This window comes from Methylobacterium variabile (genome assembly GCF_001043975.1).
GTDB classification, from domain to species: Bacteria; Pseudomonadota; Alphaproteobacteria; order Rhizobiales; family Beijerinckiaceae; genus Methylobacterium; species Methylobacterium variabile.
Genome location: NZ_LABY01000092.1, coordinates 16,142 through 28,764 on the forward strand (window position 1 = coordinate 16,142; position 12,623 = coordinate 28,764).

12 protein-coding genes are annotated in these 12,623 nt (G+C 69.7%); 7 read left to right on the forward strand and 5 right to left on the reverse strand.

Annotation, left to right across the window (positions count from 1 at the left end):
- The first annotated feature begins 302 nt into the window (after positions 1-302).
- Positions 303-1,106 carry an IS5 family transposase gene (locus tag VQ02_RS14460; RefSeq protein ID WP_048444911.1) on the forward strand — a complete coding sequence of 268 codons (804 nt, stop codon included), beginning with the start codon at positions 303-305 and terminating at the stop codon, positions 1,104-1,106.
- A 15-nt stretch (positions 1,107-1,121) separates the two neighbouring features.
- Here the strand turns inward: VQ02_RS14460 and VQ02_RS14465 are convergent, their stop codons facing one another.
- The 4 genes from VQ02_RS14465 to VQ02_RS14480 all read right to left on the reverse strand — a co-directional run bounded on the left by VQ02_RS14465 (position 1,122) and on the right by VQ02_RS14480 (position 5,348).
- On the reverse strand, positions 1,122-1,880 hold the full coding sequence (locus VQ02_RS14465) for an amino acid ABC transporter ATP-binding protein (protein ID WP_048444900.1): 759 nt from the start codon (positions 1,878-1,880) through the stop codon (positions 1,122-1,124).
- Between the two features lie 30 nt (positions 1,881-1,910).
- Complete coding sequence (locus VQ02_RS14470) at positions 1,911-3,041, reverse strand: amino acid ABC transporter permease (protein WP_048444901.1); 1,131 nt, start codon at positions 3,039-3,041, stop codon at positions 1,911-1,913.
- Positions 3,038-4,252 (reverse strand): ABC transporter permease subunit, encoded by a 1,215-nt coding sequence (locus tag VQ02_RS14475; RefSeq protein ID WP_048444902.1) that lies wholly within the window; start codon positions 4,250-4,252, stop codon positions 3,038-3,040. Before VQ02_RS14475 ends, VQ02_RS14470 begins: the two co-directional genes overlap by 4 nt.
- A gap of 61 nt (positions 4,253-4,313) precedes the next feature.
- Positions 4,314-5,348 carry an amino acid ABC transporter substrate-binding protein gene (locus VQ02_RS14480; RefSeq protein ID WP_048444903.1) on the reverse strand — a complete coding sequence of 345 codons (1,035 nt, stop codon included), beginning with the start codon at positions 5,346-5,348 and terminating at the stop codon, positions 4,314-4,316.
- 357 nt (positions 5,349-5,705) lie between these two features.
- Between VQ02_RS14480 and VQ02_RS14485 the strand changes: the two genes are divergently transcribed.
- The 5 genes from VQ02_RS14485 (at position 5,706) to VQ02_RS14505 (ending at position 10,281) form a co-directional block, all read left to right on the forward strand.
- Positions 5,706-7,010 (forward strand): serine hydroxymethyltransferase, encoded by a 1,305-nt coding sequence (locus VQ02_RS14485; RefSeq protein ID WP_083469212.1) that lies wholly within the window; start codon positions 5,706-5,708, stop codon positions 7,008-7,010.
- Between the two features lie 10 nt (positions 7,011-7,020).
- Positions 7,021-8,046, forward strand: a complete 1,026-nt coding sequence (dgcN, locus tag VQ02_RS14490) for an N-acetyltransferase DgcN (protein ID WP_048444904.1) — start codon at positions 7,021-7,023, stop codon at positions 8,044-8,046.
- Between the two features lie 11 nt (positions 8,047-8,057).
- Positions 8,058-9,035, forward strand: coding sequence for an N-acetyl-D-Glu racemase DgcA (gene dgcA, locus VQ02_RS14495; RefSeq protein WP_048444913.1), 978 nt, complete (start codon positions 8,058-8,060; stop codon positions 9,033-9,035).
- Complete coding sequence (locus tag VQ02_RS14500) at positions 9,023-9,634, forward strand: Lrp/AsnC family transcriptional regulator (RefSeq protein WP_083469214.1); 612 nt, start codon at positions 9,023-9,025, stop codon at positions 9,632-9,634. Before dgcA ends, VQ02_RS14500 begins: the two co-directional genes overlap by 13 nt.
- A gap of 344 nt (positions 9,635-9,978) precedes the next feature.
- Positions 9,979-10,281, forward strand: a complete 303-nt coding sequence (locus VQ02_RS14505; RefSeq protein WP_048444906.1) for a carboxymuconolactone decarboxylase family protein — start codon at positions 9,979-9,981, stop codon at positions 10,279-10,281.
- Between the two features lie 60 nt (positions 10,282-10,341).
- Here VQ02_RS14505 and VQ02_RS14510 read toward each other — a convergent pair whose 3' ends face one another.
- The gene (locus VQ02_RS14510) at positions 10,342-10,806 is read right to left on the reverse strand and encodes an Hsp20 family protein (RefSeq protein WP_048444907.1); all 465 of its coding nucleotides are present in this window, start codon (positions 10,804-10,806) and stop codon (positions 10,342-10,344) included.
- Between the two features lie 266 nt (positions 10,807-11,072).
- On the opposite strand from VQ02_RS14510, the gene VQ02_RS14515 reads away from it, so the two are divergent.
- Complete coding sequence (locus tag VQ02_RS14515; RefSeq protein ID WP_048444908.1) at positions 11,073-12,077, forward strand: alpha/beta hydrolase; 1,005 nt, start codon at positions 11,073-11,075, stop codon at positions 12,075-12,077.
- Positions 12,078-12,623: the final 546 nt, after the last annotated feature.

A 12,623-nucleotide genomic window follows, 5' to 3' on the forward strand; every position in this document is an offset into this window, starting at 1 on the left:
CGGGCCGAGACTGGCAGGAGGGCAGCGCAATCTGACATGAGTTTCTGATCGACCTCCGGATCCCCAGCCCCGATCAACTGGCCCGCGAGGTCGCCCCCCGGACGCAGACGCTGCTTCCGGGGGGGGTGGTCGTTCGATCGACCGATGTCCCTGAGCCGTCGAAGCGGGCTCCACCATGCGGATCCGCTGAGCAGACGAAGCATTGGCAGGCCAACGCTTCGTCTGCGCAGAGCCCGTTTGGTGTTCGCCGACCCAATTTAGAGCGCCTAACAGAACGGCACGATTGGGGTAGCCGGGCGTTGGTGTGGCATGGCTCGCCCGCCCTTCCCGACGATCTCTGGGCTGCGCTCGCCCCGCTTCTTCCGCCGCACCCCCCTCGCTCCAAGGGCAGGCGTCCTCGGCTGGACGATCGAGCTGCCCTGACCGGCATCCTGTTCGTGCTGCGCTCAGGCATCCCCTGGGAGATGCTGCCGGCCGAGATGAACCGCGGCTGCGGCATGAGCTGCTGGCGCCGGCTGCGTGACTGGCAGGCCGCCGATGTGTGGCGGCGCCTGCATCGGGTGCTGCTCGAACGCCTGCACGCGGCGGACGAGATCGATGAGAGCCGGGCCAGTCTCGACAGCGCGAGCGTGCCGGCGAAAAAAAGGAGGTCTGCCACCGGCCCGAACCCGACGGATCGCGGCAAGGCGGGCACCAAGCGCCACCTCGTCACCGACGCGCGCGGCACGCCGCTCGGCCTCGTCCTGACCGGCGCCAACTGCCACGACGGCCCGCTCATGGCTCCGACGCTGGACGCGATCCCGCCTGTGCGCAGGGGTCGGCGTGGACGCCCGCGCCGACGGCCCGACAAGCTGCACGCCGACAAGGCCTACGATGCGAGAGCGCGGCACCGAGAGTGCCGGGCGCGCGGGATCACGTCGCGGATTGCCCGACGTGGCATCGAGAGGAGCGACAGGCTGGGGCGGCATCGCTGGGTGGTCGAGCGCAGCCACGCCTGGTTCAACCGCGCCCGCCGCTTGCCCGTCCGCTACGAACGCCGTGCCGACATCTACGAGGCCTTCACGTTCCTCCAGGCCAGCATCATCACACTCAACCAGATCCAATGATTCTGTTAGGCGTTCTCAGTGCTTCAGGACCCGCGAGAGGAACATCTGGGTCCGTTCATTCTGCGGGGTGTCGAAGATCGCCTGGGGCGAGCCGACCTCCAGGATCGAGCCGCGGTCGATATAGACCACGCGGTCGGCGACTTCGCGGGCAAACCCCATCTCGTGCGTGACGATCATCATCGTCATTCCCTCGGCGGCGAGTTCGCGCATGACGTCGAGCACCTCGCCGACCATCTCGGGATCGAGCGCCGAGGTCGGCTCGTCGAACAGCATCACGTGCGGCTCCATCGCGAGCGAGCGGGCGATGGCCACGCGCTGCTGCTGCCCGCCGGACAGCTGAGCCGGGTACTTGGCGGCCTGGGATTCCAGACCGACCCGGGCGAGGAGGCGCCGCGCCGTCGCCTCGGCCTCGTGGCGCGACTTCTTCCTGACCCGTACCGGTGCGAGGGCGATGTTCTCCAGCACGGTCTTGTGCGGGAACAGGTTGAACTGCTGGAAAACCATGCCGACGCCCTTGCGGATGTCGGCCAGTCCCTTTTCCCCCACCAGTTCCCGGTCCTCGGCATTCGGCATGTCGTAGCCGTCCACGACGAGGCGGCCGCGCTGATACATCTCCAGGCCGTTCACGCAGCGGATCAGGGTCGATTTCCCCGAACCGCTGGCGCCGATGACGACGACGACCTCGCCCCGCGCCACTTCGAGGTCGATGCCCCGCAGGACCTGGAACGAGCCGTAGAACTTGTCGACGGCCGAGAACGTGACGATGGGGGACATAGGGGAGTGACCTCCGGCAGGGTTGCGGCGTCAGCGGCCGGTCGCGAGGCTGCCTTCGAGGCTGCGAGCCGTGAAGGTGATCAGCGAGCCGATCGCGAAGTAGACCAGAAACAGGAACGCGTAGACCTCGTAGGTGAGGTTGCCGAAGCGCGGATCGGCAAGGATCATCTGTCCCGCCCGCAGGAAGTCGGTCAGGCCGATGATGAACACGAGCGTGGCGGCGTTGAAGATGTCGAGCATGTTGCCGACGAGGGCCGGGATCACGACCTTGATCGCCTGGGGCAGGACGACCTGGGTGTTGAGCGTCCAGGTGCCCATCCCGAGGGAGCGTGCGGCCTCGACCTGCCCGCGGGGGACGGCCTGGAGGCCGCTGCGGACATATTCCGCGACGTAGGCGCAGAAGAAGACGGTGTAGCCGACGACGCCGCGCACGACGCCGGACACGGACAGGTCGGGCAGCAGCAGCGGGACGACGATCCAGACCCAGTACACGACCAGGATCAGCGGCACCGCCCGGAACACCTCGATATAGGCCGTGCAGCAGATGCGCAGGCTCGCGATCCGGCTCTGTCGGCCGAGCGCGAGGAGGATGCCGAGCGGCAGGGTCAGCGCGGAGACGGCGATGGTCAGGATGATGCTCAGGAGCAGTCCGCCCCAGGCGTCGAAGCCGGGCCCGGCGAAGATCCCGCCGGCCAGCGCGAACCCGAGCAACCAGGCCAGCGGCAGGGCGCGCCTCGTTGCGGGCAGCTTGGCCATCGCCAGCCAGCCGGCGGCGGCAGCGAGGCAGGCGACGGCGGCCCAGCCAGCATCCGCCAGGTCGCGGCCGGCGAGCAGGGACGCGCAGACCAGGATGCCGAGCGCAGCGCCGCCGAGGAGGGCGAAAGGATCGTCCTTGACCACGAGGCCGACCGTCGCGCCGGCCAGCGCCGCCAGGATGACGGCCGCGGTCCAGGCGCGCCACAGCGCGTCGGCCGGATAGACGCCGACCATCATGACCCGCATGCTGTCGCCGAGGACGCTCCACTGCGCATCGCGGCAGGCCCAGACGGCCAGGGCGTAGATCAGCCAGAGGCCGGTGGGGATGACGAGGAGGGACAGGGCGCCGTCCAGCGGCGTGGCGAAGAGGTTGCGCCTCGCCCAGCGCAGCGGCCACGCGGTCATCGTCCCGCCCCCGCAGCCACGAGCCGGGCGTTGGCGAAGTTGACGAGCGCGCTGATCACCCAACTGAGGAGCAGGTAGATCAACATCACGATCAGGATGCCTTCGAGGTTGCGGCCGGTCTGGTTGGAGATCGTGCCGTAGACGTTGAACAGGTCCGGGTAGCCGATGGCAATGCCGAGCGACGTGCTCTTGGTCAGGCTGATGTACTGGTTGCCGAACGACGGCAGGACGATCCGGAACACCTGGGGAAGGATGATCTGCCGGATCGTTTCAGCGCGGGACAGGCCCAGCGCGGCCGCCGCCTCCCATTGCCCCCGGGGCAGGGCCTCGATCGCCCCGCGGACGATCTCGGCGAGATAAGCGGCGCCGTTGACGATCAGCGCCAGCAGCAACGCCGCCATCTCCGGCGTCATGCTGATGCCTCCTGACGCGCCGAAGCGGGTGCGGACCGGCTCCTCGACCGCGAGGGGGAAGCCCAGGATCGCAGCGGCGGCGGTCGCCGCGACCGCCCCCGCGAGGGCGGCGGCGCGCAGGCGGCGGTCGAGGACCGGGATCAGGGCCAGGACGGCCAGGACGGTCGCCGCGCCGAGCGCGACCGCCGCGGCGGGTGTGGCGCCTGCGGCGGGAACCAGGGTCGGAAGGTAGACGCCGCCCCGGCTGGCGATCACGCCGGCATACCACTCACTCGCCTGCGCGATCGGCGGCAGCTTCAGCATCACCGCGAAGTACCAGAACACCAGCTGGATCAGCAGCGGCGTATTGCGCACGAACTCGATGACACCGAAGCTGAGCTTGCGGAGCAGGAAGTTGGTCGAAAGCTTGCCGACCCCGAGGATCGTGCCCAGCACCGTCGCCAGGACGACCGCGATCAGCGCGACCTTGAGCGTGTTGAACAGCCCCGCCAGGATCGCCTGGGCGTTCGTGTCGCTCGACGAGAAGCCGTCGAGCCAGGGCCGGGCGCCATCGAAGACGACGGTCACCCCTTCGCTCAGGTTGATGTTGGCCGGCGCCAGCAGGTAACCGAAGTTGAAGTCGATCCCCTGCTTGGCGAGTCCGCGGCGGACGGCAAAGCCGAAGCCGATCACCAGGGCGGCGACGGCGAGGACGATGGCGGCCTGGACGGCCTGCCGCCGCAACCGCAGGCGCAGGCGCTGCCGGTCGCTGGCGACGGGCTTGGCCGTCGCGATGGCTGCGGTGGCTTGAAGCATCATTGGACTGCTCCGCGAAAGTGCTGACTTCAGGGGCGGGTCCGGACGTGTCTCCGGCCCGCGGTCAGTTCCACGGGGGCGAGTACATCAGCCCTCCATTGGTCCAGAGTGCGTTGGCCGTCCCGGTGCGGTCCAGAGCGTAGGGCGTCTTCGGCCCGATGTTGCGGTCGTAGATCTCGCCGTAATTGCCGACCGCCTTGATGGTCGTGACCAGGAAGTCGTCGGGCAGGCCGAAATCCTTGCCGAAGCCGCCCTTCACGCCCAGGAATTTTTGCTCGAACGGGTCGGCGCTGTTGAGGCGTTCACCGACATTCGCCGACGTGATCCCGAACTCCTCCGCCTGGAACAGCGCGTAGGTCACCCAGCGCAGCACGCTCCGCCACTTCGAGTCGTTGGCGGCGACGAAGCCGGCGAAGGGCGACTTGGCCAGGACGTCCTTGAGGATCACGTAGTCGTCGGGCTTGGGTGCGTTCGAGCGCCAGGCGGCCAGCGCCGAGCGGTCGGTGACCATCGCGTCGCACCGGCCGCTCTCCAGCGCGGCGAACACCTTTTCCAGGTTCTCGAAGGTGAGGACCTTGGTCGTCTTCCAGTTCCGGCTGCGCACATAGGTCGAGAGGGTGGTCTCCGTGCCCGAGCCTTGTGTCGTGCAGATCGCTGCCCCGTCCAGCTCGTTGAACGACTTGATATTGGCGGAGGTCTTCACCAGCGCGCCGGTACCGTCGTAGAAATTGATCGGCAGGAAATCGATGCCGATGGCCGATTCCCGGACCGGCTTCACGGTGGTGTGGGCGAAGACGACATCGACCTGGTTGGTCTGAACCGCGTTGAAGCGGCTCTTGTCGGTCACCGTGACGAACTTGACCTTCTCGGGGCTGCCGAGCACGGCGGCGGCCACGGCGCGGCAGAAATCGACGTCGAGGCCTTCCAGGCGGCCGGTCTTGGTGTTGAGGTAGCCGAAGCCGGGGGCGGTGTTGTCGGTGCCGCAATTGAGCGACCCGCGCTGCTTGACCGTATCGAATACGGAGGCGGCCCCCGCCGCGCTCGCGCTGCATCCGATGGCCAACGCGAGTGCGGCCCCCGCGAGGTAACGAAGCCTCATCACCACCCTCCTCTATGCTTGACCGGACGAGGTCATGCCCCTCTGAGAACTTCGGCCGACCGGACCACCGGCGCGGTCGACTCGTGCCCGGGACTGTCCGGCCACCATCAACACAGCCGTGAATTTCGCGAAAGTCAAACCATAAATCCGCGATTATCGCAAAAAACTCTGCTCATGCCGCTTATTCAGCCATAAGGCCGCGATGGGCGGCAGGCGGCAGCACCGTTTTTAGCCGATCCCGGCATTTCTCGCCGACGGCGCCAGCCATAATCGCTGTTTTCGCGATTTTGATTGACATAGCTGCGATATTCGCAATTTGATGGGGGAAGGCGCCCGGCGCAGTCATGGAGCAGGATCATGCCGACAATCACCCAAGAAGCCCCTCACGCCCGAAGCAGCAAGGCGTGGGCACAAGTGTTCGGCGCTCCCCTGGCCGAGATCGGCGGCGATATCGACCGGTTGATCCAGGCTGACCGCGACCGCGAGAGCCGTTCGATCAACATGATCGCCTCGGGCTCGTACTGCCCGCTGGCGATGCGGCAGGCCGAGGGACAGCACCTCGTCAACAAGAACGCTTCCGGCTGGCCCGGGCGCCGGACCATGGCCAATTGCCAGGAGGTCGATCAGATCGAGCAACTGGCGATCGACCGGGCAAAGTCGGTATTCGGCTCGCAGGCCGCCAACGTGCAGGCGCTGTCCTCGACGCTCGCCAACGTCGCGGTGCTGCGGGCGATCATGAAGCCCGGCGAGCGCCTGCTGTCCTTCGACGATCGGGCCGGCGGCCATATCAGCCACGGCACGGCCCGCCACATCACGAGCGCCGAGCGAGAGGTCCGCTCCTTTGGCCTGACCGGGGATGACCGGCTTGACCTCGAGGGCGCCCGCCGCCTCGCCAAGGAGTTCCAGCCGAAGGTGATCGTCGCGGGCGCCACGAGCTACCCGCGCGCCATCGACTTCAGGGCGCTGCGCGAGATCGCGGACGAGGTCGGAGCGCTGCTGTTCTCCGACATCGCCCATGTCGCCGGGCTCGTGGCGGTCGGCCTGCACGACAATCCCGTGCCGTACTCGGACGTGGCGACCACCTCGACGCAGAAGACCCTGTGCGGCCCGCGCAGCGGCGCCTTCACCTTCTCCCGCAGCGAGTTCGCCGCCGCGATCGACGAGGCCATCTATCCCGGCCTCCAGGGACCGGCGCCGATGCAGCTGATCGCGGCGCGCGCGATCCAGCTCGACCTGATCACCAAGCCCTACTTCGCGAGCCTGATGCAGGCCGTGGTCGCCAACGGCAAGGCCCTTTGCGAGGGCTTGCGCGAGGCGGGCTATGACCTCTTCACCGGGGGCACCGACACCCACATGGTGGTCGTCGACCTGCGCGACAGCGATTGGGAGCCGGCCACGCTGGTGCCCGCCTTCGGCGACCATGGCATCACCGGCAACGGCATCCGCGTTCCGCGCCGCGCCGGCGACCGCAACGACGCGGCCTACCGCTTCGGCTCCACGGCGATGACGATCCGCGGCATGGACGAGGCGGGCTTCCGTACCCTGGGCCGGTTGTTCGGCCGCATCCTCGGCCGTGGTCCGAATGCAGGCGTCGACATGGGCATCGCCCGCGAGATCGAGATGCTCGCGCTGGCCCACCCCGTTCCCTCCTACGTCGACTGAGGGGGCGACCATGGACATCGCCAAGCCTTACCTGCTGTTCCTGGGCGACGTGCGGGACCAGCTCGCCGCCAAGGTCGCGCACGGCCTCTACCATTGGCGCCCGGACTGGTGCGTCGGACAGCTCCGCCTGCCCGGTTGCGGCGCCGACACCGGGGCGCCCGACCTCGACGTGCCGGCCGCCATGGCCCGCGGTGCCCGCACGCTCGTCGTGGCGGTCGCGAATGCGGGCGGGACCCTCGATCCGGCCTGGACGCCCACGATCGTCGCCGCGATCGAAGCGGGCCTCGACATCGCCTCCGGCCTCCACGTGCGCCTGCGCGACGTGCCGGAGATCGCGGCCGCGGCGGAGCGCCGGGGCGTCCGGCTCGTCGACGTGCGCCACGCCGACCGGACCTTTGCCACCGGCAAGGGCGACGTGCGGCCGGGCCGCCGGCTGTTGACGGTCGGGACCGACTGCTCGGTCGGCAAGAAGTACACGGCGCTCGCCCTCGAGAAGGAGCTGCGGGACGCCGGGGTGGCCGCCGACTTCCGCGCGACGGGGCAGACCGGCGTCCTCGTTTCGGGACGCGGCGCGGCGATCGACGCGGTCGTGGCCGACTTCATCTCCGGCGCCGTCGAGTGGATCTCCCCGGCCGCGGACCCGGACCACTGGGACATCATCGAGGGGCAGGGCTCGCTGTTCCACCCGTCCTTCTCGGGAGTGACCTTGGGCCTCCTGCACGGCGCTCAGCCCGATGCCTTCGTCGTCTGCCACGAGCCGACGCGACGGACGATGCGCGGCGTCCAGGCCCCGGTTCCGAGCATCGCGGAGGTCATCACGGCTACCGAACTGCTGGGGCGCGTCACCAACCCGGCGATCCGCTGCGTCGGCATCGCCGTGAACACGGAGCGCCTGGATGAGGCCGCGGCGGTGTCGTACCTGCGCCGTGCGGCCGCCGCGCACGCCCTGCCCGCCGTCGACCCGGTCCGGTTCGGCTGCGGCCCGCTGGTCGAGCACCTCCTGGCGGATTTCGGCTTGTCCGCGAGGGCGGCGTGACCACGGGCCTAATCCTGACGGCGGCCGTCGAGCGCTTCCCGACGGCCGGGGCCTTCACGATCGCGCGCGGAAGCCGCACCGAAGCCGTCGTGGTGGTCGCCTCGGTCAGCCGGGGCGGCCGGGTCGGCCAGGGGGAATGCGTGCCCTATGCGCGGTACGGCGAAACGGTCGACACCGTCATGGACCAGGTCCGGTCCCTGGCCGGTCCCCTGGCCGGGGGCGCCGACCGCGGCGACCTGTCCGGGCTGGTCCCCGCAGGCGCGGCGCGCAACGCCGTGGATTGCGCGCTCTGGGACCTGGAGGCGCAGGAAGCCGGCCGCCCGGTTCACGCGCTGGCCGGCCTGCCGGCCCCGGCACCGCGGGTGACCGCCTACACGATCAGCCTCGACGCCGCGCCAGCCATGGCGAAAGCGGCGGCGCGGGTCGCGGCGCGGCCGCTCCTGAAAGTGAAGCTGGGCGGCGACGGCGACGCTGAGCGGATCGCCGCCGTCAGGCACGCGGCGCCGCATGCGCGGCTGATCGTCGACGCGAACGAGGCCTGGAGCGAAGCGGCGTATCCCGCCCTGGTTCAGGCCTGCGTCGATGCCGGGGTCGAACTGATCGAGCAGCCCTTTCCGGCCGCCGCGGACGAGTGCCTCGGCCATCTGCCGCGGCCAGTCCCGATCTGTGCCGATGAAAGCGTCCACGATACCGGAAGCCTTGACCGGCTCCGCGGGCGCTACGACGCCGTGAACATCAAGCTGGACAAGACCGGCGGCCTGACCGAGGCGCTGCGGCTCCATGCGGCCGCCCGGGCGCGAGGCCTGCGGATCATGGTCGGCTGCATGCTGGGCACCTCGCTCGCGATGGCGCCCGCCCTGCTGCTCGCGGCGGATGCGGACTGGGTCGATCTCGACGGTCCCCTGCTCCTGGCGCAGGATCGGGCAGGCGGCCTCATGTATGACGGTCACACCGTCGCGCCGGGATCGTCCCCGTCATGGTCCGCCTGACCCCGGCATACGGCGCCCGGACGGGCAATCCTGATCCGCGGCTCTTGCGGCAGCGCCGGGCACAGGCGATGCAACGGCCATCACCCGGGCGCGGCAGAGAGGCCATGAAGCTCACCAACCTGGACGGTCGCATCATCAAGCTGCTGTCGGAAGACTCGCGGATGCCCGCCTTGCGGATCGCCGAGCTGCTGGGCGAACCGGAATCCACCGTCCGGGGCCGCATCAACCGACTGGTCGAGGCGAAGGTCATCGAGTTTGTCGCGCAGACCAACCCGATCGAGATGGGCTTTTCCACCTGGGTCATGATCGGCCTCAAGGTCGTGCTGGCCGACCTGTCGACCATCGTCGCCGAACTCGAGGCGCTCGACGAGGTCTACTTCGTCGCCATGACGACCGGTGGCTACGACGTGATGTTCAACGCAGTGTTCGAGAACAACACCGAGCTGCATCGCTTCATTGTCGAGAAGCTCGGCGCGATCGACGGGATCCGCGAGACGAACACGTTCCACTATCTCGCCGTCCCGAAGCGGAAGATCGCGTTCCTGCCGATCAGCGATCACGACAAGGCAACGGAAAGGAAGCGCGGCACGCAGGCTTGAGCGGAGAACAGATATCCGTGCGAGGGCCGTAAGCCGGCCGACCGGGACAAAGAGCGGCGAGATCGGAGCCCTCGCTGCGCTGGGGCTGGGCATGAACGTCAACGCGGCGCAGCCCGGCATCGGCAAGGGCTCCGCCGGGCTGGAGCGCACCATCGTCCGCAGAGGCTGAACGGCAAACGGCCACGGCGCAGGCATGGCTGTTTCGTGCCCTCCATCGAAGGGCGAGGCGATGCCCCGTCCGCGCTGCATTGGGCATCGCCTCGCGCCGCTCTAGCTGTCGCAGGGCCGGACCGCCCCGACGGGCGGCCGGTCCACGACACCGGCCCTACCGGGAGGACGACGCCATGTACGATGCCGCCAACCTGAAGAAGCTGCCCGCCCTGAAGTCCCTCGCCCCCGAGGCGATGGGGGCGTTCGAGGCCCTCGACAAGGCGGCGCTGGCGGAGGGGGCGATCCCGCGCAAGTACAAGGAGCTGATGGCGCTGGCGGTCGCGCTCACCACGCAGTGCCCCTATTGCCTCGAGGTGCATCGCGAGGCGGCGAAGAAGGCCGGCGCCACCGAGCAGGAGCTGGCCGAGACCGTGTTCGTGGCGGTCGCGCTGCGGGCCGGCGCGGCGCTCACTCACGGCACGCACCTGCTGCCGTGAACACGAAAACGCCCCGGCCGGGCGGCCGGGGCGCTCCCCATCGGGGTGAAGGCCAGACGCTTACGCGGCCTTCTGGACGCTGCCCTCGATCGACTGCGGGCGGGAGCCCGAGGCGATCTGGATCTGGCGGGGCTTCTTGGCCTCCGGGATCTCGCGGACGAGGTCGACGTGGAGCAGGCCGTTCTCCAGCACCGCACCGGTCACCTGGACGTGGTCGGCGAGCTGGAAGCGACGCTCGAAGCCGCGGGCCGCGATGCCCTGGTGCAGGAACTCGGTCTGCCGGGCCTCGGCCTTGCGCTCGCCCTTCACGGTGAGCGCGTTCTCACGGACCTCGATCGACAGATCCTGGTCGGTGAAGCCGGCCACCGCCAGGGTGATCCGGTAGGCGGTCTCGGCCGTGCGCTCGATGTTGTAGGGCGGGTAGGTCGGTGCCGCGTCCGAGCTCACGAACTGATCGAGAGCGGAAAACAGGCGGTCGAAGCCGACAGTCGAACGGTACAGGGGAGCGAGATCGAACTGACGCATGACATATTCTCCGTCGGAAGCAATATGCAGTCTGGTGGGTCCGCCGCTGGGGCCGGACCAGGTCTTGTGCGCCGCCGTATCGGCCGGCGCCTCCCCGATATCGGAGCAGGGTCTAGTCTGTTCAAGACCGCTTCAAGCGGGATCGTGCGAATTTTTTTCGGGTGCCCGGCGGGCCGATCGGGTGTGGATCGCGCATGCCGGCGCAACTCACTTTTCAGCCTCCGCCGTGCCACACTGCGCCTCATGACAGCTTCGGGGACCATGCCGTGACCGTGCCGCTGCTCGCCACGCCCGACAACCCGATCCCGCCGGGCGCCACGCTCCGGACGGTCCGGACCGCCGACGGCCTCGCCCTGCGGGTCGCCACCTGGGCGCCGACGGCGCGCACCGTCCAGGGCACGGTCTGCCTGGTGCAGGGCCGGGCCGAGTTCATCGAGAAGTACTTCGAGACGGTGACGGAGCTGCGCAGCCGCGGCTTCCACGTCGTCGCCTTCGACTGGCGCGGGCAGGGCGGGTCGGACCGCACGGTCGAGGACGCGCACAAGGGCCACGTCGACGATTTCTCCGAGTACCGGCTCGACCTCGCGGCGGTGGAGGCGCAGGTCATGGAGGCCGGGATGCCGCGGCCGTTCTTCGGTCTCGCCCACTCGATGGGCGGCGCGATCTGCCTCACCGCCGCCCGGGAGGGCTGGTTGCCGTTCAGCCGCCTCGTGGTCCTCGCCCCGATGGTGGCGATCTGCATGATCCGCCGGCCGAAGGCGGCGATGCGCCTCGCCGCCGTCCTGCGCGCCCTCGGCTTCGGCCGCCGCTACGTGCCGGGCGGCTCGGCGGTCTCGATCGCCACCAAGCCGTTCCCGAACAACCGGCTGACCGCCGACCCCGTGCGCTACGCCCGCAACGCCGCCGCGGCGCTCGCGGTCGGGGCCGGAGCGGTCGGCGATCCCACCATCGCCTGGCTCGCCGCCGCCTTCCGGGCGATGCGCCACTTCGAGGACCCGCGCTACCCGCTCGGCATCCGCGTGCCGGTGCTGGTGGTGGCTGCGGGCGCCGACCCGGTCTGCAGCACGCCAGCGGTGGAGCGCTTCGCCGCGCGGCTCGCCGCCGGCCACACCATCACGATCCGCGGCGCCCGCCACGAGATCCTGATGGAGCGCGACGCGATCCGCGAGCAGTTCTGGGCGGCGTTCGACGCGTTCGTGCCGGGCTCAGCGACCCCGGTGCCGGGCTCAGCGACCCCGGTGGCCGGGGAGGCGAAGGCCGAGGTGGCGTGAGGGTGCGCTCGCGGCCGTCGCGGCTCTCAGGCCGGCCCCGCGTGAGCCCGAAAGAGCGCAGGTCAGGACGAGCGGAGGGGCCGTTTGATGCCGGAGGTCGCGCTGATGGGAGTGGGCGCCGCGGTGGGCCTCGCCATCCTGACCGTCGTCTTCCATGTCTCGCGGACACCTCGACGGCCGGGCCGCCGGCCTTGGCTGGCCAGCGCTTCCGGCGAGAGCGACGATCCGACGAAGCATTGCCCCGGAGATCCCGGCTCGCTCCCTTAGGAAGCCGCGAGAGCAATCCGCAGGCACGGCCGAAGCCCACCCGCGCGATCCTCCGAGCTGACCTGTGATGTCCGCAGCCGGCGCCGCGAAACGGCGTGGCGGGCGCCCCCCCACTCCCGAGGAAGCCGAGGGGCCGCGCAGGAACGCCCCCTGCCGGCCGGTCTCCCGAGCGGGAGCCCGCTACCCGTTCAGCAGCGCCAGCGCCGCCTCGTGCAGCCGCTTGTCGCCGGCCGCCACGATCCGTCCGCCCCTGGCCGCGGACTCTCCCTCCCCGGTGGG